This window comes from Lysobacter gummosus, assembly GCF_001442805.1.
GTDB lineage: Bacteria > Pseudomonadota > Gammaproteobacteria > Xanthomonadales > Xanthomonadaceae > Lysobacter > Lysobacter gummosus.
Genome location: NZ_CP011131.1, coordinates 4,454,342 through 4,476,627, shown reverse-complemented (window position 1 = coordinate 4,476,627; position 22,286 = coordinate 4,454,342). Strand labels below are relative to the sequence as shown.

Annotated in this window: 23 protein-coding genes and 1 tRNA gene; 19 read left to right on the top strand and 5 right to left on the bottom strand. The window is 62.2% G+C overall.

Annotated elements, in window-relative coordinates; all coding sequences use genetic code 11:
* Window positions 1-100: 100 nt before the first annotated feature.
* The 15 genes from LG3211_RS18120 to LG3211_RS18050 all read left to right on the top strand — a co-directional run bounded on the left by LG3211_RS18120 (window position 101) and on the right by LG3211_RS18050 (window position 12,602).
* The gene (locus tag LG3211_RS18120; RefSeq protein WP_235115073.1) at window positions 101-1,954 is read left to right on the top strand and encodes a potassium transporter Kup; all 1,854 of its coding nucleotides are present in this window, start codon (window positions 101-103) and stop codon (window positions 1,952-1,954) included.
* Between the two features lie 160 nt (window positions 1,955-2,114).
* A complete protein-coding gene (locus tag LG3211_RS18115) occupies window positions 2,115-2,564 on the top strand; it encodes a cupin domain-containing protein (protein WP_057944049.1) in 450 nt (149 codons plus the stop codon).
* A 275-nt stretch (window positions 2,565-2,839) separates the two neighbouring features.
* Window positions 2,840-3,877, top strand: coding sequence for a Holliday junction branch migration DNA helicase RuvB (ruvB, locus tag LG3211_RS18110; protein WP_057944048.1), 1,038 nt, complete (start codon window positions 2,840-2,842; stop codon window positions 3,875-3,877).
* A gap of 40 nt (window positions 3,878-3,917) precedes the next feature.
* Window positions 3,918-4,373: a tol-pal system-associated acyl-CoA thioesterase gene (gene ybgC / locus LG3211_RS18105; protein WP_057944047.1), complete on the top strand. Its 456-nt coding sequence runs from the start codon at window positions 3,918-3,920 to the stop codon at window positions 4,371-4,373.
* 169 nt (window positions 4,374-4,542) lie between these two features.
* Window positions 4,543-5,325, top strand: coding sequence for a protein TolQ (gene tolQ / locus LG3211_RS18100; protein WP_057944046.1), 783 nt, complete (start codon window positions 4,543-4,545; stop codon window positions 5,323-5,325).
* Between the two features lie 92 nt (window positions 5,326-5,417).
* Window positions 5,418-5,870, top strand: coding sequence for a protein TolR (gene tolR / locus LG3211_RS18095; RefSeq protein ID WP_057944045.1), 453 nt, complete (start codon window positions 5,418-5,420; stop codon window positions 5,868-5,870).
* Complete coding sequence (tolA, locus tag LG3211_RS18090; protein WP_057944044.1) at window positions 5,867-6,820, top strand: cell envelope integrity protein TolA; 954 nt, start codon at window positions 5,867-5,869, stop codon at window positions 6,818-6,820. The genes tolR and tolA overlap by 4 nt, the downstream gene beginning before the upstream one ends.
* The gene (locus tag LG3211_RS18085) at window positions 6,820-7,305 is read left to right on the top strand and encodes an energy transducer TonB (RefSeq protein WP_057944043.1); all 486 of its coding nucleotides are present in this window, start codon (window positions 6,820-6,822) and stop codon (window positions 7,303-7,305) included. Before tolA ends, LG3211_RS18085 begins: the two co-directional genes overlap by 1 nt.
* 214 nt (window positions 7,306-7,519) lie before the next feature.
* Window positions 7,520-8,839, top strand: a complete 1,320-nt coding sequence (gene tolB, locus LG3211_RS18080) for a Tol-Pal system beta propeller repeat protein TolB (protein WP_057944042.1) — start codon at window positions 7,520-7,522, stop codon at window positions 8,837-8,839.
* 94 nt (window positions 8,840-8,933) lie between these two features.
* Window positions 8,934-9,455, top strand: coding sequence for a peptidoglycan-associated lipoprotein Pal (pal, locus tag LG3211_RS18075; RefSeq protein ID WP_057944041.1), 522 nt, complete (start codon window positions 8,934-8,936; stop codon window positions 9,453-9,455).
* A 46-nt stretch (window positions 9,456-9,501) separates the two neighbouring features.
* Entirely contained in the window at window positions 9,502-10,305 is an 804-nt protein-coding gene (gene ybgF / locus LG3211_RS18070) for a tol-pal system protein YbgF (protein WP_057944040.1), read from the top strand.
* An 8-nt stretch (window positions 10,306-10,313) separates the two neighbouring features.
* Window positions 10,314-10,991: a 7-carboxy-7-deazaguanine synthase QueE gene (queE, locus tag LG3211_RS18065; protein WP_057944039.1), complete on the top strand. Its 678-nt coding sequence runs from the start codon at window positions 10,314-10,316 to the stop codon at window positions 10,989-10,991.
* Window positions 10,992-11,320: 329 nt separating this feature from the next.
* A complete protein-coding gene (gene queC / locus LG3211_RS18060; RefSeq protein WP_057944038.1) occupies window positions 11,321-12,019 on the top strand; it encodes a 7-cyano-7-deazaguanine synthase QueC in 699 nt (232 codons plus the stop codon).
* A 112-nt stretch (window positions 12,020-12,131) separates the two neighbouring features.
* Window positions 12,132-12,207: transfer RNA gene (locus LG3211_RS18055), tRNA-Lys, on the top strand.
* 14 nt (window positions 12,208-12,221) lie between these two features.
* Window positions 12,222-12,602, top strand: a complete 381-nt coding sequence (locus tag LG3211_RS18050) for a phage portal family protein (RefSeq protein ID WP_187313051.1) — start codon at window positions 12,222-12,224, stop codon at window positions 12,600-12,602.
* A gap of 177 nt (window positions 12,603-12,779) precedes the next feature.
* Here the strand turns inward: LG3211_RS18050 and LG3211_RS25910 are convergent, their stop codons facing one another.
* From LG3211_RS25910 to LG3211_RS25895, 5 genes are all read right to left on the bottom strand, one after another.
* On the bottom strand, window positions 12,780-12,977 hold the full coding sequence (locus LG3211_RS25910) for a hypothetical protein (protein WP_148649000.1): 198 nt from the start codon (window positions 12,975-12,977) through the stop codon (window positions 12,780-12,782).
* Between the two features lie 180 nt (window positions 12,978-13,157).
* A complete protein-coding gene (locus tag LG3211_RS25905) occupies window positions 13,158-14,180 on the bottom strand; it encodes a hypothetical protein (protein ID WP_148648999.1) in 1,023 nt (340 codons plus the stop codon).
* On the bottom strand, window positions 14,180-15,007 hold the full coding sequence (locus LG3211_RS18045) for a hypothetical protein (RefSeq protein WP_148648998.1): 828 nt from the start codon (window positions 15,005-15,007) through the stop codon (window positions 14,180-14,182). Before LG3211_RS18045 ends, LG3211_RS25905 begins: the two co-directional genes overlap by 1 nt.
* A gap of 1,127 nt (window positions 15,008-16,134) precedes the next feature.
* Window positions 16,135-16,800, bottom strand: coding sequence for a hypothetical protein (locus LG3211_RS25900; protein ID WP_148648997.1), 666 nt, complete (start codon window positions 16,798-16,800; stop codon window positions 16,135-16,137).
* Window positions 16,801-16,814: 14 nt separating this feature from the next.
* A complete protein-coding gene (locus LG3211_RS25895) occupies window positions 16,815-17,240 on the bottom strand; it encodes a hypothetical protein (RefSeq protein ID WP_148648996.1) in 426 nt (141 codons plus the stop codon).
* 436 nt (window positions 17,241-17,676) lie between these two features.
* Between LG3211_RS25895 and LG3211_RS25890 the strand changes: the two genes are divergently transcribed.
* From LG3211_RS25890 to arsN2, 4 genes are all read left to right on the top strand, one after another.
* Entirely contained in the window at window positions 17,677-18,621 is a 945-nt protein-coding gene (locus tag LG3211_RS25890) for a retron St85 family effector protein (protein WP_148648995.1), read from the top strand.
* Entirely contained in the window at window positions 18,618-19,553 is a 936-nt protein-coding gene (locus LG3211_RS25020) for a retron St85 family RNA-directed DNA polymerase (RefSeq protein ID WP_083512640.1), read from the top strand. The genes LG3211_RS25890 and LG3211_RS25020 overlap by 4 nt, the downstream gene beginning before the upstream one ends.
* A gap of 564 nt (window positions 19,554-20,117) precedes the next feature.
* Complete coding sequence (gene chrA, locus LG3211_RS18030) at window positions 20,118-21,341, top strand: chromate efflux transporter (RefSeq protein WP_057944033.1); 1,224 nt, start codon at window positions 20,118-20,120, stop codon at window positions 21,339-21,341.
* A gap of 313 nt (window positions 21,342-21,654) precedes the next feature.
* Window positions 21,655-22,089, top strand: coding sequence for an arsenic resistance N-acetyltransferase ArsN2 (arsN2, locus tag LG3211_RS18025; RefSeq protein ID WP_057944032.1), 435 nt, complete (start codon window positions 21,655-21,657; stop codon window positions 22,087-22,089).
* Window positions 22,090-22,286 lie beyond the last annotated feature (197 nt).

Genomic DNA, 22,286 nt, shown 5'->3' with positions numbered 1-22,286 from the left:
CCGTTCGCCGGGCCGGCCGTCCATTCCGGGGAATCCGATGTCCGCCAGCAAGCCCTCCCACGCTCACGCCGATGGCGCCAGCGGCCACGCCAAGACCGGCATGGCCGGCCTGGTGGCCGGCGCGATCGGCGTCGTCTTCGGCGACATCGGCACCAGCCCGCTGTACACCTTGAAGGAAGCGTTCTCGCCGCATTACGGGCTGGTGCCGAACGAGCACACCGTGCTCGGCATCCTGTCGCTGGTGTTCTGGTCGCTGATGATCGTGGTGACCTTGAAGTACGTGGCGGTGATCATGCGCGCCGACAACGATGGCGAGGGCGGCATCATGGCCCTGACCGCGCTGACCCAGCGCACGGTCAAGCACAATCCGCGCGCGGTCTACATCATCGGGATTCTCGGCATCTTCGGCGCCTCGCTGTTCTTCGGCGACGGCGTGATCACCCCGGCGATCTCGGTGCTGTCGGCGGTGGAAGGCCTGGAGGTGGCGGCGCCGCAGCTGGATCGTTTCATCGTGCCGATCACGGTGGCGGTGCTGGTGATCTTGTTCATCGCGCAACGCTTCGGCACCGAAGTCGTCGGCAGGGCCTTCGGCCCGGTGATGATCGTGTGGTTCTTCGTGCTCGGCGCGATCGGCGTGTACAACATCGTCGAGGCGCCGCAGGTGATCAAGGCGCTGAACCCGGTCTGGGGCATCCGTTTCTTCGCCGAACACAATTGGCATGCGGTGTTCGTGCTCGGCGCGGTGGTGCTGGCGGTGACCGGCGGCGAAGCGCTGTACGCCGACATGGGCCACTTCGGCAAATGGCCGATCCGCCTGGCCTGGACCTATTTCGCCTTGCCGGCGCTGACCTTGAACTACCTCGGCCAGGGCGCGCTGATGCTCAACAAGCCCTCGGCGGTCGCCAATCCTTTCTTTGAAGCGGTGCCGCAATGGGCGCTGTTCCCGATGATCGGCCTGGCCACCGCGGCCACGGTGATCGCCTCGCAGGCGGTCATCACCGGCGCGTATTCGGTCGCGCGCCAGGCCATGCAACTGGGCTACATCCCGCGCATGGCGATCAAGCACACCTCGCGCGACACCATCGGGCAGATCTACATTCCGGCGGTCAACTGGATGCTGCTGGCGCTGGTGATCGTGTCGGTGGTCGGCTTCGGCAGTTCCACCGCGCTGGCGACCGCCTACGGCGTGTCGGTGACCGGCACCATGTTGATCACCAGCGTGCTGATGATCATCTACCTGCGCGCCAACAGCCGTGTGCCGGCGCCGTTGTTCTGGCTGCTCGCGGCGGTGTTCGTGCTGGTGGACGTGGCGTTCTTCTACGCCAACATCATCAAGTTCATGGACGGCGCCTGGTTCCCGCTGCTGCTCGGCCTGATCCTGTTCACGATGATGCGCACCTGGCGCCGCGGCCGCGAATTGCTGCACGAAGAGGTGCGCAAGGAAGGCATCCAGCTCGACAGCTTCCTGCCCGGGCTGATGTTGGCGCCGCCGGTGCGCGTGCCCGGCACGGCGATCTTCATGACCGCCGATAAGGACGTGGTTCCGCACGGACTGATGCACAACCTCAAGCACAACAAGGTGCTGCACGCGCGCAACGTGTTCCTGACCGTGGAAACCCTGGGCATGCCGCACGCGCCGTTGGAAAAGCGGCTCAAGATCGAATCGATCGGGAACGATTTCTATCGCGTGCTGATCCGTTTCGGTTTCATGGAAGTGCCCGACGTGCCGCTGGCGCTGATGCGCTCGTGCGACGCGGGCGGCATCTATTTCGATCCGATGGAGACCACGTATTTCGCCAGCCGCGAAACCGTGGTCGCCAGCCGCCATCGCGGCATGCCGATCTGGCGCGACCGCCTGTTCGCCTTCATGCATCGCAACGCCGCGCCGGCGACCGGGTTCTTCCGGATTCCGGGCAATCGGCTGGTGGAGTTGGGCGCCCAGGTCGAGATCTGAGCGGTCGCCGGATCGGCGGCTTGTCATATCGGCAAGCGGCTTTGCAGGAACGCTGCGATGCGCGCGGCGAGCCGGGAATAACCGTTCCATCCGCAACGGCGACGCGCGCTGCGCGTGCGCCTAGCCTCGTGCTGACTCTCATCGATCACGAGGTTTCCCGATGTCCGATCCGCGCGCGTTCGTCATCCAGCAGGCCGACGCCGAGACCATGGCCGGCGACGGCACCCAGCTGTGGCTGCTCGCCGACGCCAGCGACTGCTGCGGCGCGCTCGGCGCCAACCGCCTGCGCCTGCAGCCCGGCGCGGCCGGTGCCCGGCCGCATCTGCACAAGCGTTCCAGCGAGGCCTTCTACGTGCTCGAAGGCGTCCTGGAGATGGTCATCGGCGGAGATACCGTGCGGGTGGAGCAGGGCGGCTACGCGGTGATTCCGCCCGGCGTGGTGCATTCCTTCGCCGCCACCGCCGGCGAGGTCGCGGACGTCTTCATCACCCTGACCCCGGGCGTGGAACGCTTCGACTACTTCCGCATGCTGCCGAGCATCCTGCGCGGCGAGGTCGATGCGCAGACGCTGGCGCAGGTACACGATCGCTACGACGTGCATTTCGTCTGAAGACACAAGCGTCCACCACCCGCCCACCCGCATCCCCGAGGTCGATTCCCCCCTTTGAAAAAGGGGGGCAGGGGGGATTCGCTTTTCACGAAGCCGCGCAACAGCAAATCCCCCGGCGCCCCACCGACATCGCCGCGTCACAACCACGATGGCCGCCCGCCCCCTTTTTCAAAGGGGGCTCGTTCGCGCCGAATTCGCCGCGTCATTGCGTCAATCGCGGCCAAACCTTCATCCAGTCCTGCCCGCGTCCCCCCGTCCCATGCGAACATATCCGCATGAACGATCCACGCATCCTCGCTCCCGGCGCCACCCGCGAAGACGACGCCATCGAGGCCTCCATCCGGCCCAAGCGCCTGGACGAGTACCTGGGCCAGCAGCCGGTGCGCGAGCAGCTCAAGATCTACATCGAGGCCGCCAAGCAGCGCGGCGAGGCGCTCGATCACGTGCTGATCTTCGGCCCGCCCGGCCTGGGCAAGACCACGCTGAGCCACGTCATCGCCAACGAACTGGGCGTCAACCTGCGCCAGACCTCCGGCCCGGTGATCGAGAAAGCCGGCGACCTGGCCGCGCTGCTGACCAATCTGCAGCCGCACGACGTGCTGTTCGTGGACGAAATCCATCGCCTCTCGCCCGTGGTCGAGGAAGTGCTGTACCCGGCGATGGAGGACTACCAGATCGACATCATGATCGGCGAAGGCCCCGCGGCCCGTTCGATCAAGCTCGACCTGCCGCCGTTCACGCTGATCGGCGCGACCACCCGCGCCGGCCTGCTGACCGCGCCGCTGCGCGACCGCTTCGGCATCACCCAGCGCCTGGAGTTCTACAACGCCGAGGAGCTGACCCGGATCGTGCGCCGCTCGGCGCAGATACTGGGCATTTCCTGCGTGCCCGAGGGCGCGGCCGAGATCGCCCGGCGCTCGCGCGGCACCCCGCGCATCGCCAACCGCCTGCTGCGGCGCGTGCGCGACTACGCCCAGGTTCGCGCCGGCGGGGTCATCGACCACGCCACCGCCGATGCGGCCATGCTCATGCTCAAGATCGATCCGGAAGGCTTCGACGATCTCGACCGGCGCCTGCTGCGCACCATCATCGAGTCCTTCGACGGCGGCCCGGTCGGGGTGGAATCGCTGGCCGCGGCGCTGAGCGAGGAGCGCGGCACGCTCGAAGACGTGATCGAGCCGTTCCTGATCCAGCAGGGCTACCTGATCCGCACCGCGCGTGGTCGCATGGCCACGCCCAAGGCCTATCGCCTGATGGGCCTGAAGCCGCGCGTGGACACGCCCAATCTGTTCGACCCGGAACCGGAGCTGTGAGCACGACTGCGATGCAAGCGATTGTCCTGGGAGCCCGCTCTTGACGTCCGATTTCCCATCCCCGACGCCCGAATCCCAGCTATTCAGTTGGCCGACACGCGTGTATTGGGAAGATACCGACGCTGGCGGCGTGGTGTATCACGCGCAATATCTGGCGTTTCTGGAGCGCGCGCGCAGCGAATGGGTGCGTGCGCTGGGTTACGGCCAGGACGGTTTGCGCCGCGATCACGGGCTGTTGTTCGTGGTCGCCGGCATGCAGATCGGTTTCCTCAAGCCGGCGCGGCTGGACGACGCGCTGGAGGTCACGGTGGAACTGCGGCGCTGCCGCCGCGCCAGCCTGATCTTCGCGCAGACCGTGCGGCGCGGCGCGGAAACGCTGATCAGCGCCGAGGTCCGGGTCGCCGCGGTGGACGCCGAGCATTGGCGTCCATGCGCGATCCCGCCCGGGATGCTGGCGCAATTGCAGGCGCAGGAAGCGCCCGGCGACGGCGGCTGACCGCATCGGCGGCCCGCCCGGCGCCTTGCACCGCGCTTCACGAACTTCGCTGTAAAAACTTCCGCATCAAATTACCGTTTCAACCCCTCCACACCCCGCGGCTCGTTGACTCCCCACGGACCGCGCTGCCCCATCACAGGCCCGCGTATCGGGCTACGGAGAACCAAGCATGACGTCATCGCTGATCGCGCTTCTGGCCACGACTGTGCAAGCCCTGCCGGAGGAAGCCGCCCAGGCCGTGACGCAAGGCGCCGCGGCGGCCGCCACGGCCACCGCCGGCTTCAATCTGTGGGATCTGGTGATCAAGGCCAGCCTGCCGGTTCAGCTCATCATGGCCCTGCTGGTGATCGCCTCGATCACCTCGTGGTTCATCATCTTCCGCAAGTGGAAGGTGATCCGCCGCGCCAGGTCCGAGGCCGACCATTTCGAAGAGCGTTTCTGGTCGGGCGCGGAGCTGTCCAAGCTCTACGCCGGCACCACCGAGCGCGCGCGCTCGGTCGGCGGCCTGGAGGCGATCTTCGAAGCCGGTTTCCGCGAGTTCAACCGCATCCGCCAGCGTCGCGGCGTCGATGCCCGCGCCCAGCTCGAAGGCGCCCAGCGGGCGATGCGCGCGACCGGTTCGCGCGAGCTCGACGGGCTTGAACACAACCTGGAACTGCTGGCCAACATCGGCTCAACCTCGCCCTACATCGGCCTGGTCGGCACCGTGTTCGGCATCATGGTGACGATGCATTCGCTGGTGTCCACCACCAAGCAGGTCGGCATCGCCGACGTCGCGCCGGGCATCTCCGAGGCACTGCTGGCGACCGCGATGGGCCTGTTCGTGGCGATCCCGGCGGTGTGGGCCTACAACCGTTTCGCCACCGGAGTGGAACGCCTGGCGGTGCGGTACGACGCGTTCTCGGAAGAGTTCTCCTCGATCCTGCAGCGGCAGGCGCACCTGGACGAGTGATGCGGCCCGCGCCGATCACCACTCCGCCCAGCCCGCGCTCAGCGCGACCGCTGCGCTCGCCGTAATCGAGCGCAACCGACGAGGAATCCGCCATGTCCGGCACCGCTATCCGCCGCCCGCGCAAACGCAAGCTCAAGGCCGAGATCAACGTCGTGCCTTACATCGACGTGATGTTGGTGCTGCTGATCATCTTCATGGTCACCGCGCCCTTGCTCAGCCTGGGCGTAGACGTCGAGCTGCCCAAGTCCAACGTGAAGTCCATCGACGCCAAGAACGACCCGATCGTGGTCAGCGTCGATAAGGACGGGCACTACTTCCTGGCGCTGAAGGCCGGCAACAACGAAGCCGTCAGCCGCGACACCCTGGCGACCAAGATCGGCGCCCTGGTCAAGCAGAACGGCAAGGACAAGCTGCAGGTGTTCATCGCCGCCGAAGGCACGGCCAATTACCAGAAAGTCTTCGACGCGATGAAGGTGCTGCAGGACGCCGGCGTGGAAAAAGTCGGCCTGATGAGCCAGCCCGAGCAGCGGAGCCGGGCGCAATGAGGGAAACCCGCGCCGACACCGTGCAAGCCGTGATCGTGGTCGTGCTGCTGCACGGCCTGCTGATCGTGGCCATTTTCCTGAGCATGCTCTGGAATTGGCAAAGCGAGCAGGTGGCCGCCGCGGGCTCGCCGATTTCCTCCGAACTCACCGACATCAGCGACCTGTCGGCGGCGATGCAGCGCACCTTGCGCAATCGCCCCAAGCCGGTGGAAACGCTGCCCACGCCCGAGCCGGAAGACGCAGCGCCGCTGCCGCAACCGATCCCGGAACCCAAGCCGCAGGACGCGCCCGCGCCGCAGCAGCAGGCGCCGCAGGATTTCATCCCGGTGCCCGACGACACCAGCCAGGAACAGGTGGTGGACACGCCCACGCCCAACCGGGCCGAAGAGCAGAAGGTGCAGGAAGCCAAGGCGCGCCAGGAGCAGGTCGATCTGACCGAGCAAAAACGCCAGGAAGAAGCGCAGCAACAGCAGCGCCTGGCCGCCGAGCAGCAGGAAAAGCTCAAGGAACTCGAAAAGATCCGCGCCGAGCGCGCCAAGCTGCAGAAGCAGACCAATCTGGCCGAGCAGAAGCTGCAGCAGCTCGCCGACGCGCGCGCCGCCAACGCCAGCCAGAACGCGGCGTCGCCGTCGCCGTCGCAGCCGGCCGGCAACGAAGGCGTGGACGCCGGCCTGGCCGCGCGCTACGCCGCCGCGCTGCAATCGGCGATCGTGCAGAAGTGGACGCGTCCGGACACCGTGCCGATCGGCGCCGGCTGCCGGCTCAACATCCGCCAGTTGCCCGGCGGCAACGTGATCTCGGTGGAAGTCGTCGAGCCCTGCGGCTACGACGAACAAGGCCGGCGTTCGATCGAGGCCGCCGTGCTCAAGGCCCAGCCGCTGCCCTACGCCGGCTTCGAGAAAGTGTTCTCGCGCAACCTCAACCTCAACTTCAAGGCCGAGGACCGCTGATGGCCGCCTTCGCTGCCGCGCGCGGTTCGCGCCTGGTCTTGCTCGGTGTCGTGGTGGCGATGGCCGTCGCCGCGTTCGCGCCGCCGGCCGCCGCGCGCCGTCCCGAGCCGATGGGCTCGGACTGCTCGCAGCCCGAGCGCTGCCTGCCGCAAAACCAGCTGCGTTATTACGAACTGCTGCGCGAAAACATCCTGCAGCGCTGGCGTCCGCCGTCCAGCGTGGCCGCCGACAGCACCTGCACCCTCGACCTGCGCCAGTTGCCGGGCGGGCAGGTGGCGGCCGTGCAGACGGTCGCCCCCTGCGACCTCGACGAGGCCGGCCGCAGCTCGCTGCTGGCGGCGGTGTGGGCGGCCCAGCCGCTGCCGTACGAGGGCTACGAACAGGTGTTCAAGCGCCAGCTGCGGCTGAATCTGCGCGCGCAAGAGCCCGACGACGCGGAAGACGGCAAGGTCAAACGCTGGTGGAGACGTCTGCGCGAGCGCTGAGACGCTCTGGCCGCCGAACGGCGTTGTGCCGAAGCGGTCCGGATGATCGCGAATTTTCGCCTCCGATCCCTGCCGATCCGCGCCGTTGGCGACCGTTGGGCCGGCCGGGCCTGCCGGAAATGCAAATTGACCCCAGGTTTTGAGCCCACGTTCACTCAACAGCGTTAACAATGCCGAACCTGAACAAACCCCCGTTGAACCCCACGGAGTGCCGATGAAACGATCCCTGCGCTGGCTGGCTTCACTGCTGGCTCTCCTGCTTCCCCTCGCCGCCGCGGCCCAGCAGCAAGGCTTGGAGATCGACATCGTCGGCGGCAACGCATCGGCCACGCCGATCGCGGTCGTGCCGATGCCCTACCAGGGGGGCGCCGCCGCGCCGCCCACCGATATCGCCGAAGTGGTGCGCAACGACCTCAACCGTTCCGGCCAGTTCCGCGGCCTGCCGGTCGAGCAGATGACGGCCAAGCCGACCCGCGGCAGCGAGATCAGCTATCCGGATTGGCGCGCGCTCAACCAGGACTACATCGTCGTCGGCCGCGTCGCCGACGCTGGCGCCGGCAGCTACCGGGTCGAGTACGAACTGTTCGACGTGGCCAAGCAGCAGCGCCTGCTGGGCTTCGCCCTGACCGCGCGCTCCAACGCGATGCGCGATGTCGCCCACCAGATCGCCGACGCGGTGTACGAGAAGATCACCGGCGTGCGCGGCGCGTTCTTCACCCGCATCGCCTACGTGACCGCTACCGGCCTGGGCCGCGGCAGCAACTTCGCGCTGATGGTCGCCGACTCCGACGGCTACAACCCGCAGACCGTGGTGCGCTCGCCCGAACCGCTGGTGTCCCCGTCGTGGAGCCCGGACGGCAACAAGCTGGCCTATGTGAGCTTCGAGGGCGGCAATTCCTCGATCTACATCCAGAACATCGGCACCGGCAGCCGCGAGCTGATCGCCAAGTTCCGCGGCATCAACGGCGCCCCGGCGTTCTCCCCCGACGGCCGCCGCCTGGCCCTGACCCTGTCGCGCAGCGGCAACCCGGAGATTTACGTGATGGACCTGGGCAGCAAGGCGCTGACCCAGCTGACCAACCACTTCGCCATCGACACCGAGCCGACCTGGTCGGCCGACGGCAGCAAGATCTATTTCACCTCCGACCGGGGCGGCAAGCCGCAGATCTACGTGGTCGCCGCCAGCGGCGGCGGCGCCACCCGGGTGACCTTCCAGGGCAGCTACAACGCCAGCGCCGACGTGTCCTACGACGGCAAGAAGATCGTCACCGCGCAGGGCGCCGGCAGCACCTACCGCATCGCGATGATGGATTCCAGCCTCGGCTCGCCGCGCTGGAGCACTTTGTCGCCCGGTTCGCTCGACGAGTCGCCGAGCTTTGCCCCGAATGCCTCCATGATCATTTATGCTGCGCGCGAAGGACGCCGTGGCGTGCTGTATGCCGTTTCCGCCGATGCCCGGGTGCGCCAGCGCCTGGTGCTCGCGGACGGCGACGTGCGCGAACCGGCCTGGGGACCTTACCGGCTGCCGCGCTGAAGCGCCGGCCGACCCCATGCGCAGATCGCGCCAGCTCGCCTGCTGACCCCCGAACGACTCCTGCCCCACGCTATAAACTGACGAGGAATACCCCATGAACAACGCTGCCCGCATTCTGCTCGCCGCCGTGCTCTGCACCGCGGCCGTCGCCTGCTCGAAGAAGGTCAAGGAAGTCCCGCCGACCGACTCCACCGGCCCGACCACCACCCAGCCCGGTGGCGATACCGGCCCGACCGCGTCCGGCGCCTACGGCCCGAACGACCTCGACACCGACGCCTGCCTGCGTCAGCGCGTGGTCTACTTCGACCTCGACCAGGATTCGCTGAAGCCGGAATTCCAGGCCATCGTCGGCTGCCACGCCAAGTACCTGCGCGACCGTCCGTCCTCGCGCATGACCCTGGAAGGCAACGCCGACGAGCGCGGCAGCCGCGAGTACAACTTCGGCCTCGGCGAGCGCCGCGGCAAGGCGGTGTCCTCGGCGATCCAGGCCAACGGCGGCTCGGGCAGCCAGATCACCGTGACCTCCTACGGCGAAGAGCGCCCGGTCTGCACCGAGTCCAACGAAGACTGCTGGGCCAAGAACCGTCGCGTCGAGATCGTCTACACCGCCAAGTAAGCCGCGGTCGTAAACATCCACGCTATACAACGAAGGCTTATCAGCGATGCGTAAATTCGCACTAGCCTTGGCGATCGTGGCGGCCTCGACGGCCGCCACGCCCGCTTTTGCCCAGCGCGCCAGCCTGGCCGACCGCGTCGCGGTGCTTGAGCAGCGCGCTTCGGACAATCAGGCCAATCTCGACCTGCTCAACCAGGTCACCCAGCTGCGGACCGAAATGCAGGCCCTGCGCTCGCAGATCGAAGAACTGCAGCAGCAGAACAAGCAGCTGCAAGACAGCAGCAAAGCCCAGTACCTGGACACCGATAATCGCCTCAACCGTCTCGAAGGCGGTGCCGGCGCACCCGCGGCGCCCGCCGCAGGCTCGCCGCAGGCATCCGCTCCGACACCGCCGCCCGCGGCGGTGAAGGACAGCCCGCCGACCGTGCACGGCGATGCGGGCCTGATCGCCCAGAGCGGCGACGAACGCGCCGCCTACGACACCGCCTTCGGCGCTCTGAAGGCCGGGCAGTACGTCGAATCGGCGCGGCTGTTCCAGGAATTCCTGGCCGCGCACCCGGGCGGCACCTATGCGCCGAACGCCTTGTACTGGCTCGGCGAAAGCTATTACGTCACGCAGAATTACCAACTCGCGCAGGAGCAGTTCCAGGCCCTGCTCGATCGCTATCCGACCCACGACAAGGCCGCCGGCGCCCTGCTCAAGGTCGGCCTGGCACAGTTCGGTCTGAAACAGGTCGATGCCGCCGAGCGCACGCTCGCCGACGTCGCGACCCGCTATCCCGGCACCGACGCGGCCCGCACAGCCTCCGATCGCCTCAACGCGATCCAGCTGAGCCGGCTGCGCAACTAAGGTTTCCCATGAACGCCGTTGTCACCCAGACGGCCGAGGCGCCGTCCGAGCGCCTGCGGCTGACCGAAATCTTCCTGTCGCTGCAGGGCGAGTCCAACAGCATCGGCTGGCCGACCGTGTTCGTGCGCCTGACTGGCTGCCCGCTGCGCTGCCAGTACTGCGACACCGCGTACGCCTTCCACGGCGGCGAATGGTGGGAGTTCGACGCGATCCTGGCCGAGGTCGCCAAGCACGGCGCCCGCCACGTCTGCGTGACCGGCGGCGAGCCGCTGGCGCAAAAGCGCTGCATCCAATTGCTGCAGAAGCTGTGCGACGCCGGCTATGAGGTTTCGCTGGAGACCTCCGGCGCGATCGACATCGGCCCGGTCGACCCGCGCGTCTCGCGGGTGCTGGACATCAAGACCCCCGATTCGCTGGAAGCCCACCGCAACCTGTGGAGCAACCTGCCGCTGCTGACCGCGCACGACCAGATCAAGTTCGTGATCTGCAGCCGCGAAGACTACGAGTGGTCGAAGGCCATCGTCGCCGAGCACGGCCTGACCGCGATCTGCGACGTCCTGTTCTCGCCGAGCTTCACCCAGATCAAACCCAGCGACCTGGCCGACTGGATCGTCGCCGATCGCCTGCCGGTACGGTTCCAGCTGCAGCTGCACAAGATTCTTTGGAACGACGAGCCGGGTAGGTGAGAGCGGGGATCGGAGATTCGGGATTCGGGGTGCGTTGAAGCGAGTCCGTCCGTCCCGACGCGTTGCGTTGCAATGCGCTGCAATGTTCCGATTTGCCGACTTTTCTGCTCGTCATTCCCGCGAAGGCGGGAATCCAGGGCTTCATCGCGACATGACTCTGAAGTCTCTGGATTCCCGCCTTCGCGGGAATGACGAGCGAAACATCAGCTAACCGGTTTAGCCTTTCCCGATTCCCGATTCCCGATTCCCGATTCCCGATTCCCGATTCCCGATTCCCGATTCCCGATTCCCGATTCCCGATTCCCGATTCCCGATCCAGAGCCCGCCCCATGAAAAACGCCGTCGTTCTAGTCTCCGGAGGCATGGACTCCGCCGTCGTCATCGCCATCGCGCGCGAGCAGGGCTTTGCCGTGCACGCCTTGAGCGTGCGCTACGGCCAGCGCCACACCTCCGAACTCGACGCCGCCGCGCGCGTCGCCGTGTCCCTGGGCGCGGTCGCGCACAAGACCGTCAGCGTGGACCTGCGCAGCATCGGCGGCTCGGCCCTGACGGATGAGACCATCTCGGTCCCGCTGGACAACGACGGCCACGCCATCGGCGCCGCCGCGGCCAAGGACGACATCCCCGTCACCTACGTCCCGGCGCGCAACACCATCATGCTGTCCATCGCCCTGGGCTGGGCCGAAGTGCTCGGCGCCAATGACATCTTCTGCGGTGTCAACGCCGTGGACTACTCCGGCTACCCCGACTGCCGCCCCGAATTCGTGGAAGCCTTCGAGCGCCTGGCCAACCTGGCGACCAAGGCCGGCGTAGAAGGCGCCGGGCTGCGCGTCCAGGCCCCGCTGCAGTTCATGAGCAAGGCCGACATCGTCCGCGAAGGCCTGCGCCTGGGCGTGGATTTCAGCCAGACCGTCTCGTGCTACCAGGCCGACGATGCCGGCCGCGCCTGCGGCCACTGCGACGCCTGCCGCCTGCGCGCGGAGGGCTTCAACGCCGCCGGCGTGGCCGATCCCACGCACTACGTCTGACCCGCCCGCGCCGCGCCACTGAACGCGAATCGCCGGGGGGCCTGACTCGGCGGCGCAAGCTTTGTTAGAATGCTCGACCCGGCGCAGCGCCGGGACCGAGGCGCACCACTTCGGGTCGTTAGCTCAGTCGGTAGAGCAGAAGACTTTTAATCTTTTGGTCGAAGGTTCGAATCCTTCACGACCCACCAAATAAAACAGGCACTTGGGATTGCTCCTAAGTGCCTTTTTTCTTGCTTCGGGAAAATTGCCGGTAAAAATAACGCGCCTCCCGCATCTGCTGCACGGCTTCGGCAAGAAGGACAGTGTGCAGGTGATCGCGATCAGCGAAGTCGCGTCGAAGGATGAATTTCTAGGGATCAAAGGCGCGACGCGCGATGATGTTTTGGCTGCGCATCGGGTACCACCGCAATTGCTGGGGACCGTACCGAACAACACTGGCGGTTTTGGCGACGTGGAGAAGGCCGCCCGCGTGTTCGCGCGAAATGAACTATTGCCGCTGCAAACGCGATTCCGCCGGGTCGATGATCGGATCGGGGAGGAAGTGGTACGTTTCCTCCCGTGCGACCTCGGTATGCCAGCCTAGGATTTGTACGCTCAAGCAGTGCTTGCATGCTGATAGTGGGCGCCGGTAAAGACATTTTCGTCTCCAAGAAAAAAGGCGCCAGACGGCGCCCTTTTCTTCAGATAAATTGAATTGGATTGCCTTCTGCGTCGACAGGCTGTCATCTTTGAGCATTCGCTTAACGAAGCCAATTGATGGTTATCGTGCTTGCTCCGCATCAGCGCCAAAAATCTTAGTGTCTTTGGCAATAAGCCCCGGAGCATGAATTTCGCAATAAGCGTCGTCGTCAGCGACCGTCGGTTGCGAGATGGTTAGGGAAATTGGCGTTGAGCCGCCACTGCTTAGCAAGAAGCCTTCGAAATGAATTTCAGTATGCAGCATGGTCAGTGATTCCATTTGTTCACTAGCCAGCACTACGCCAACGTAACGCGTAAACGTTTGGCTGGTGTATAACCTTGCGGGCGCGTCGCCGTTAGCCAGAAAGAACTCAGAGGTCGTTGTCGCGCCATGCATTGCCGTGCATGGCGCGACAGCTGAAGCTATTTCAGCGACGCGAATGGCGGAATGGACTCCAACTTAATTCGTAATTATTACCCTGCCAACGGAGTTGGATTTATCTCCAGGGTCCTTCTTGAGTGTTCCAGACGCCTTTGTGCATGTGCTCGTGTGATCCACCGAGTTCGTCACCGTGCCGCTGGCATCAGTCAGCGTTGTTCGCCAGCCGAACGTACCCGTTGGCTTAGTGCTATCGACACTGCACCTAAAATTGAAGGTTAGCGGCGACTCAGTCTGGCTTGAGTAGGAGCCGTCGTAGTCGTCGCAGGACCAGCCGGAAGGACACGTAATATTCTCAGTGTGTCGTTGTACGGGAAAGGTCGGCGTTCCTTGGAAATTGATCTTGGCCAGAATATTCGTATTGTGCGGTCCCGTCACGTTGGGGATGCTCAGGATCTTAAACTGCAATCCATATCCCTTTAGGTAATTTTGTTTCTCGGCGTCGCAAAGGACTCGTTGGTTTTCACCCGCCAGCTTTGCGTAGTACATCGCGCAGCGGCGAGACGTAATGTTGTGATCATCTATGAACCCGGCAGCGTGACCCAGTTCGTGCAGCATTGCGGTCTGCCAATCAAGCTTGTCGGCCGGTACGGTAGATCCTGCGGTGCAAGTGAATCCTACCCGCTGTGGATTGAGTGGGCTCATGCGTGCCCGATCCACATAGGTGTCCGAATTGATCATCGTGGTAAGCGTTTGGCCCGTCCGCGTCTGGGCAGTCTGCATTGGTACATTGAGGTCGGGTATTTCCTTGTCCTCTACAGTGTGATGCGAGTAATTGTATGCTTGCGTCTGCGTCGCGACCCGAGGTTGATTGGCTACGGAGTCCGTCCAAAAATAGTAACCTGCGCCTACGGCATTCCACGTATTTGCCGCGCCTATCGTAGGGTAAATACAGGCAGACACCGACTCATGAAATCCGACGGCGTTGGATGTCGTCTCCCATAGATAAGCAAGTTCTGGCGTTTCTTGTGCTTGGGCGAGTCCGCTCCACGCGGCAATTCCTGCCAGCAGCGCGATGTGATAGTGCTTCGACTTCACCTTCATCACGTCCCCCCGTTCTTACTTTTGCCCTTGGACAACTTGGCTAGATCATTTTCGGCGGTCTTTACATCCTTCGGAGACTCGCCGAACAGGGTGGGTCGAGGGCCTGGGAGCAAGGCGCCGTTTGCGGTGATTTCATACGCGAGAAACAGCAAGGCATTGAATCCCACTTCCGCTTGCTTCTTGTTCTGCGCGACTATCTGCTCATATCGATTCTTCGACACGACTAGTAGATAGGTTTTTCCAGGCGTCACCGCGATGTCAGATGAGACATCCACGTAGGAGCCGTCGGCAGCTTTGCCTGATTCTCGCGCAAGATAGATGGTGTCGCCAGCCGCACGGGATCCTTTGATCGATCTCACAACAGTGAACGGGATCGACGATAAGAACCCGTCAATGCGAGTTTTGTTGTCTTCAACTTTGCCTGCCTTAGCCACCACAACGGTATCCGCTAGCAACATCTGTTCTGCGGGGGATGTCTTCCCCTTAAACAGTCTATGGGTCATGTCGAAAATATCGATTTGGCGTTCGCGATAAGTCGCCACATCGGCCGACGTAAACCCCAAGGCGGCTAGGTTTATTGCTGCGTCGCGCGAATCCGCATCTGCTTGTTCACTATCGACTGCGCTCTTAGCGGACACCTTTCCGGTGCTTTGCAACTGTTGATAGCTACTCAGCCGGCCCCGTTTCGCGAGGGCATCGATTCGCTCTTGCTGTTGCGCTCGCACTTCAGCACGTGCACGTTCCATCCGGCCGTCAACTGGAGTCGCTGCCAGTGCGGAAATGCTGGAGCCGGCCAAGGCAGTAACTATTGCTAAGTTTCGCCACATTTCACTTCTCTCCTTGTGAGGGGGCTGCCCCAATCATGCAGTTGTCTCGCGACGAATTCCTCTCGTTCAGGTCGGGAGCTTCGTTTTGAGTTGCGATTGGCGAGTATTGCAATCCTCGCCTGCCGCGCCATTGAGCGCGACACCCCGAGTGTAACTAGAGGTCGTATTGAAGATTGGGATGTGGTGCGCGCCAGAGTTTGCTAATCGTGCGCTGTCACCAGCGCTACGCCAACGAATACGCGAGCGCTTAGAGGGTCAATGCGGGGCTCGGGGCGCGCGTTCGCCCGCTGGCGCGCGATCGAGATCCCGCCGCGCCTTCCTGCTACTAGTGTGCCTTTCGACTCAAATCGTGGAGCGGAGTGGGCGTCCTAGCCACAACGGCTATAGCGGGGCTCGGAGGGAACACTTTTTCGACGCGAATGACGCGCGCAAGGCGGTTTTCAGGGCTGCGGCGGAGCCCGATTTAGCACGCTCCATCAGTCGATGAGATGAGCGGGAAACCGCAGCGTTTTCCAAAGCGAGGGGAGGAGGCGTCGGGAAACGGTAACCTCATCGGGAAGGACCGTTTTCAGCGCGTAAGTCTCTTCTATTAAATTGATTTGTAGGTCGCCGCAGAGGAGTAATTTTCGGTAACTCGATCGGTAACCGATAAGTCCGCGTTACCGATGCTACTGATTTCCGACGGTGCCCCAAATGTTCTGGGCCCTAATCGCTCCGGCCAAAGTCCGCACAATCTTAGGCTGTAAGACTCGGGCCGCTACGATGGCGCCATGCCGTCCTGTCTTGTTCGATACCGGGTCGTGATCCCGCCGCGCGGCCGACGTGGTGGAAATCCTGCCCACACCGTCGCCGGCACCGCCCTAGTTGATGAGGAATGGGAACCCGACGAATGGGGCGACCCAGGCCGCTGCGTGCGGCGTCGCGCCCTGGTGATGCGGCGTGGTGAAGATGGCGGCTGCTACCTAGATCGCGTGCGAGGACGCTCAGGCCACTGGCGGATCACTGGTGCGAAGATCGCGGGCGCTATCCGTTGGGCCGGCACCACAGACGTCGAATTCGACCTAGCCTAATTATTCTAGACATATGCTGGATCACTGATTTGGCCCGACTAACTCACGAGCAGTAAGTCAATCATGCGGGATGCGCCCAAGCACTTTATCTATTGATAACTTCAGGGCTGCCTCATCGGGATACACGGCATCTAGGAACTGCTGCGTCGGCTCCCTCGATATCCCTATATCTTGGCGTACGGCAGCTACAGCGCGGAGCATCGCTTTCCCGGTATCAATTACGTTATCAAGGATGAAGCCAGCTAGCTGGGTATGCTTTTCGAGATAGAGGGGGTTCTCCTTACCGTTAGGGAGTTGGTCTAGATCGGCTCTCATCTTCATGGCTTGCAGAAATAGCGGGCCCACCCTGCTGACATATTCATTGCCTAGTCGCGCGGCGTCCAGGCTTGCAACAGTCGCAGCCATGGTGAGCTTCGCAGTAGCGTCTTGAAAACTTAAGGATGCGTCTTGGTAGTCAATATTAAGATTTGCCAATGACGAAAACGCAGCTTGTCCTTTTGTCATCGCTTGGACGCCAGCAAGAAGAATTTCACGTTTGGTTTGCAGCTCTCGGTCTATGGCCTTTTGATCGCTATCCTCTCTTAGCTTCCATATCGCAACTAAAGCGGTTAAACAGATGCTGACAGCTGGCCACTGAATATCGTAACCAATTGCGGTCGAAACAGTCTCGCTCGCAACCGCCGCGACTATTAGGGTTGGAAGTATTAGGACTGCTTTGTTCATAGGCTCATTCTCCGTCAGATACCAAATCCAGTGGTTTCGGCCAGGTAATCGCGATCACAATTTGGGCAGCAATTCTCCGTGGGTGATTTCCGATTGAGATGAATTAGTACTTGGCTACGCTCCCAGCAAAGTAAGCAGTATGGGTCGCCGCTACCCGCCCCACTTTCATTGGCTAGGTAATAGGCATCAAGATATTTGACGATTTTTGTTCTCAGTTTAAGAGCGGGGCTTAAATTTTCAATTTCTTTGAAGGGTTCGGAGCGTTCTTGCGCAACAGATAGCATGGCCTCTTGTGCATGTATCAATTGCTTCGAGACTGCGAGTGCAATCGCACGGCTTTTTTCTTGAGCCAAAGCGTCATTGCCTTCTAATAGCAACTTATGCGTGCTCGTTGCTTCAGACAGCGTAGCGCGAGCATTGGTAATGGCGTCCCAGCCCATAGCCCCTCCTAATGATTGGTCTTAAGAGAAGTCTGCGGCGATTCGCGGGCCAGTCAAGCCATGGGGGTGAGGTCGTCCAGCGCGGGCACAACTGAGCCTTTACAGTCGCAGCAGCAGGCGCGACCGGCCATGCTGCGATGCCGCAGGGGGGCGCACAGGTTGCCCTTTACCGCTGTCACATGCCACAAGCTGGTCTCCCTGTTGCTCCTGCCGTATTGACGATCGACGCGCTATGTGTCCAAACTTCTCGCGCTCTTTACGCGACGGCAATGGAATGCCACGAATTGTGAAATGTCCGGCGCTGCGCCGGACGGCGAGGGATTGATTGGGATTATCGCCCCGTATAACCGGCTCGGGCTCACCGCCTCCGGTCCGCGGGTCCTCGGCGGTAAGCCCGATCCGGTTATACGGGGCGGTTTCTTGGTGAAGAGAGCAGATGTCTGATCCACGTGGGGACTTCGTCGCAAGAATCGATCTATCCAAAACGCGTGTGCGCGCGTTTGAGGGTTTCATTTTTTTGTGCGGTGGAGAGAATGCGAGTGATCCAAGGCCGATCAAGTCGATTCGCCACATGATTTATCACGAGCTAACTTCAAGCAGGCATAGCCAGATGGCAAGCCGATTGAAATTGGCCGAAGAAATCCAAAACTGGTTTCACGACGGCTACTACCGGGATCTGGTCACGCTGGAAGAACACCTCGCAGGACTGTCTGCGGTGATAGTTCTAGTAGTAGAAAGCGAGGGCGCCATAGCTGAGTTAGGTGCCTTCGCAGTCAGTCCAGCGATTCTCGACCGTCTTCTGGTCCTTATCGCTGAAATTCATTACGAGACTACATCTTTCATCCGATTGGGGCCGATACGGCGGCTAGAGAACAACAGCGAAAAATCAGTCTTGGTTTATGACTGGCATGATCGATCGGTGATCGGAAGAAGTACGATCAACTTTGATAAGTTTGAAGGTGAAGTTGGAGGTGTCGTTGACGCTATCCGTAATTTTACCGGGCCAGGACAATCGGAGCGCATATTCCGTCCAGTAGAGCCGGCTCATGTGATGTTTCTGATTTGCGAGCTCTGCGATCTTTTCGGGGCGTTGAACACTACGGAAATATCCATTTACTTGAAAGGCCTTGGCCTCGAAGTAGAATCGGACCAACTTAAGCAATATCTATTTCTCCTAGAGAAGCTTGATCTACTTCGGATCAAGGCAAATGGGCATGGTCGGTATTATTACCCGCCGGAATGGGTGTCGAGAATCTCATTTGGGTATACCCCTGGGGATCATATCGACAAGGAGCGCCTCCGCGTCAATGTCACGGAGTACTACGACAAATCCCTGAAGAGTCGGTCGGACGTCGTTCGAAAAATTAGGCGAGCCTCATGATTGGGTTAGTCAGTCAAGTCGCTGAGAAAGTAGGTATTTCCTCGCAGGCTTGTCGGCGCATAGCCAGTAGCGCATATCTGCGCTACAAAAAATTCGTTATCCCAAAAAGTAACGGGCGAGATTTCAGGTTCGTGGCGCAGCCCGCGAAAGAGGTTAAGGCGATTCAGCGAGCCTTGGTGGAAATTCTTGGGGCCTATCTGCCAGTCCATGATTCCGCAACAGCCTATCGCATCGGGTTATCGATTTGCGATAATGCGCGTAGGCATGCGTCAGCAAAATTTATAACAAAGCTGGATTTTTCGGATTTCTTTCCATCAATTGACGCTCCAGCTTTATCCGCTCATCTTCGCGCTCACATTGCGAATATTTCGGATGCGGAAGTTATGTTTATTATGAACGCCTGTTTGTGGCGGCCTGAAGGGCGTCAAGTGCTCTGTATTGGTGCGCCAAGTTCACCAATGCTGTCGAATTCAGTGATGTTTGAATTTGATACTTTAATTTCTGGGCTGGCTAGTCAAGCCGACGTGGTTTATACGCGATACTCGGACGATATAACGGTTTCGTCTCGCGAACCCGATAAGCTTCGAGGAATTGAGATTGCAATCCGAAAAGCATGCGCAACTATGAGCCATCCAAAGCTTGAGATAAATGAAAAGAAGCGGGTGGCTGTTGGTCGTGGAAATGCGATGCGGGTGACTGGTCTGACGCTAACCAATGCTGCTGACGTTTCAGTCGGGCGACTAAGGAAGCGAGGAGTTCGCGCTGGCATTAATCGATATGTCAACGGGGATCTGGACGATGATCAGGTTGAGCGACTGAAAGGTGAGCTGGCCTTCGTGCTAAGCGTTGAACCCAACTTTGCAGAGGCTTTGTTGCGATCCTACGGCGCCATGTCGCTTAGTAAAATCTTGCCTCGCAAAGTACTTCCCTGAATCGAATATCCGCCGACTCCAGCGGCTTGACTATGGCGAGTGGCGGGCGCCAGCTGTGAGAGGATTCGGCCACCGCATAGGGCCTAGGTTGGACCGCGATTGTGTGATGAAACTAGCCTCTAAGCCGGGAAAATTACGGCCAGTGTTCTAGTGCAATCAGTGCCTTATGCGCCTGCCTTCGGAAAAATTGGGTAATCTAAGTGATTGAATTTAAAGCCTTACTAGCAGAGACTTTTAATCTTTTGGTCGAAGGTTCGAATCCTTCACGACCCACCAAATAAAACAGGCACCTAGGGCCAGCGCCCTAGGTGCCTTTTCTTATTCTGCATGCGCGATCGCTCATGCTTCTGGCGCGGCAAGGGCGCCAATACTGCCGGCCCTGTCCGCTGGTCGGCCCGGCAGCGTTGGAGTTCTATCCGGCACGACCAAGTCCATGCAACGCACTTGTCGATTGCCTCTGTGTCGGTTTTCGAACCCACAAACCCTCTGCGGATTCCCGGCTGCTAACTGACACAGGCGTGTTGGTAGCATGACGTCTGCCTTCACTTTCACTGTGAGCCGCCGTTGTCCGATATAGCCCCCAAAGACGCGCTAAGTCCGGGCTCGGCAAGCGAAGTGTTCCGGGTGTTCCTGGGGCTGGGCCTGACCTCGTTCGGCGGCCCGATCGCTCATCTGGCCTACTTTCGCCAGGAGTTCGTGACGCGGCGAGGGTGGCTGGACGATGCCCGCTTCGCGCAGTTGTTGTCGGTGTGTCAGTTTCTGCCGGGGCCGGCCAGTAGCCAGATGGGGTTTGCGATTGGGTTGTTCCGTGGCGGCTGGCTCGGCGCGCTTGCGGCCTTCATCGCGTTCACGCTGCCATCGGCGCTGTTGATGGTCGGCTTCGCCGCGCTGGCGCCGCAGCTCGGGCACGGTGTTGGCGCGGCGGCGGTGCATGGTCTGAAGTTGGTTGCCGTGGTCGTGGTCGCGCACGGTCTGTTGGGCATGGTGCGGCAATTGGCGCCGGATGCGACGCGTGCTCTGATCGCCGCCGGTGCGGCGGCCCTGATCGTGGCGACCGGCAGCGCGTGGATGCAGCTCATCGCGATTGCGCTCGGAGGGATGCTGGGGACCTTGGTGTGCAGGCGTGCGGCCGCAGGTGCTGTCGCTGCTTTCCCCATACGCTACGGCAGTCGCGGCGGAATAGTGTTTCTGGGCGTTTTCCTGCTTGGCTTATGTGGTGCGTTGATGTGGCCGTCTGCGAGTGAGCCCACGACCGCGGGGCTGGCCGCCGCGTTCTACCGGGCCGGGGCGCTGGTGTTCGGGGGCGGTCATGTCGTGTTGCCGCTGTTGCAGGAATCGGTGGTGAAGAGCGGTTGGATGGGGGCTGACAGTTTCTTGTCCGGTTACGGCGCTGCGCAGGCGATGCCCGGGCCGATGTTCTCCTTGGCTGCGTTTCTCGGTGCGGAGGTGCCGTTGAATTCTTCGCCTCTGGTGGGTGCGGCCGTTGCGTTGCTGGCGGTGTTCATCCCCGGCTTCTTGTTGTTGCTGGCGGTGCTGCCGATCTGGGGGCGTCTGGTGCAGCGACCCTGGGCTGCCAACGCGATGGCCGGCGTTAACGCCGCCGTCGTCGGATTGCTGATAGCGGCGTTCTACGATCCGGTCCTGACCGAGGGTGTGCGCGGCTTGACTGATATCGCCGTCGCTGTGATCGGGTTTTCGCTGTTGGCGGCCGTTAGAGTCTCGGCGCTGTGGGTCGTGCTGTGGTGCGTGGCCGCGTCCATAGCGGCGAACCTGGCCGGATGGTCGTAACGTCGCAGCGGCTCGGAACTGCGATCTTGCGTATGGCGCATGCGGGGTGCGCGGGCAATGAACGCGCTGGTCTGCTGCTTGAACCGGCGCCTCGGCGTGGCCCGTCGCACTGCAGGGGAGGCGGCTCTGATTGGCGCTGCCGCGGCCAATTTGTTCGCAGCGCGATCGGATGCTGCGCTGACGGCGGCCGCGGTACTCATCGAGATGCCCGTTATGCTATCGGTAATACATATCGTCAGCCGTTCGAAAAGTTGGTGCGAGGCGGGCGTGTCATCGGTTCGTTGAAAATCGATCAAGCAACAGGACTATCACTATGCGTCTGGTTTCACCGGTTCTCATCGAACCAGAAACACTGGCTTTTCTGGCGGGCAGCGGGCTGCCGGTGGCGGACCTCGGCGCAAACTCGACAGTCAGGCTCTTTGCGGCGCGCCGAGGCAACGTCATCGACGGGGTGGTCGGGTTGGAACTCGACGGCCCCCACGTCTTGCTGCGCTCCCTGGCGGTGTCTGCTGAGTTGCGCGGCAGCGGCCTCGGCGTCGCCCTGGTGGGTTTTGCCGAGCGCGCGGCGGCAGAAAGCGGGGCGGTGGGCCTCTATCTTCTGACTACGACTGCGGCCGATTTCTTCCGGCGACTGGACTTCGTCGATCTCGACAGGACGCAGGCCCCTCCGGCAATCGCGGCGACGCAAGAGTTCGCTTCGCTTTGCCCGGCGTCGTCGGCCTTTCTCTACAAGCGGCTTGGGCCGTAGCGGTCGGGAAAAACAGGCGCCCGCGAGCTGTCGGTGGCCCGGCAGGGCGCACGAGACCGCGCATCGAGAGCGCGCCCGCGATCGCGTGCAGGCCAACACCAGCGGCAAATAGCGCACGTGGCGCGGCTGTTATGATGCCGGCCCGCTGGTCGCCGCCGGAAAACGCCGCGACCACGCGCCGGATCATCGCAAACACT

What these genes read in the sequence shown, in the direction of transcription:
- ybgF (WP_057944040.1), top strand. Translation starts at nt 9,502, where the DNA reads ATGCGTAAATTCGCACTAGCCTTGGCGATCGTGGCGGCCTCGACGGCC.
- LG3211_RS25895 (WP_148648996.1), bottom strand. Translation starts at nt 17,240, where the DNA reads ATGGGCTGGGACGCCATTACCAATGCTCGCGCTACGCTGTCTGAAGCA.
- LG3211_RS25910 (WP_148649000.1), bottom strand. Translation starts at nt 12,977, where the DNA reads ATGGAATCACTGACCATGCTGCATACTGAAATTCATTTCGAAGGCTTC.
- queE (WP_057944039.1), top strand. Translation starts at nt 10,314, where the DNA reads ATGAACGCCGTTGTCACCCAGACGGCCGAGGCGCCGTCCGAGCGCCTG.
- tolQ (WP_057944046.1), top strand. Translation starts at nt 4,543, where the DNA reads ATGACGTCATCGCTGATCGCGCTTCTGGCCACGACTGTGCAAGCCCTG.
- tolR (WP_057944045.1), top strand. Translation starts at nt 5,418, where the DNA reads ATGTCCGGCACCGCTATCCGCCGCCCGCGCAAACGCAAGCTCAAGGCC.
- arsN2 (WP_057944032.1), top strand. Translation starts at nt 21,655, where the DNA reads ATGCGTCTGGTTTCACCGGTTCTCATCGAACCAGAAACACTGGCTTTT.
- LG3211_RS18045 (WP_148648998.1), bottom strand. Translation starts at nt 15,007, where the DNA reads ATGTGGCGAAACTTAGCAATAGTTACTGCCTTGGCCGGCTCCAGCATT.
- LG3211_RS18085 (WP_057944043.1), top strand. Translation starts at nt 6,820, where the DNA reads ATGGCCGCCTTCGCTGCCGCGCGCGGTTCGCGCCTGGTCTTGCTCGGT.
- ruvB (WP_057944048.1), top strand. Translation starts at nt 2,840, where the DNA reads ATGAACGATCCACGCATCCTCGCTCCCGGCGCCACCCGCGAAGACGAC.
- LG3211_RS25900 (WP_148648997.1), bottom strand. Translation starts at nt 16,800, where the DNA reads ATGAACAAAGCAGTCCTAATACTTCCAACCCTAATAGTCGCGGCGGTT.
- LG3211_RS18120 (WP_235115073.1), top strand. Translation starts at nt 101, where the DNA reads ATGGCCGGCCTGGTGGCCGGCGCGATCGGCGTCGTCTTCGGCGACATC.
- pal (WP_057944041.1), top strand. Translation starts at nt 8,934, where the DNA reads ATGAACAACGCTGCCCGCATTCTGCTCGCCGCCGTGCTCTGCACCGCG.
- queC (WP_057944038.1), top strand. Translation starts at nt 11,321, where the DNA reads ATGAAAAACGCCGTCGTTCTAGTCTCCGGAGGCATGGACTCCGCCGTC.
- LG3211_RS25890 (WP_148648995.1), top strand. Translation starts at nt 17,677, where the DNA reads ATGTCTGATCCACGTGGGGACTTCGTCGCAAGAATCGATCTATCCAAA.
- LG3211_RS25905 (WP_148648999.1), bottom strand. Translation starts at nt 14,180, where the DNA reads ATGAAGGTGAAGTCGAAGCACTATCACATCGCGCTGCTGGCAGGAATT.
- tolA (WP_057944044.1), top strand. Translation starts at nt 5,867, where the DNA reads ATGAGGGAAACCCGCGCCGACACCGTGCAAGCCGTGATCGTGGTCGTG.
- LG3211_RS25020 (WP_083512640.1), top strand. Translation starts at nt 18,618, where the DNA reads ATGATTGGGTTAGTCAGTCAAGTCGCTGAGAAAGTAGGTATTTCCTCG.
- LG3211_RS18115 (WP_057944049.1), top strand. Translation starts at nt 2,115, where the DNA reads ATGTCCGATCCGCGCGCGTTCGTCATCCAGCAGGCCGACGCCGAGACC.
- tolB (WP_057944042.1), top strand. Translation starts at nt 7,520, where the DNA reads ATGAAACGATCCCTGCGCTGGCTGGCTTCACTGCTGGCTCTCCTGCTT.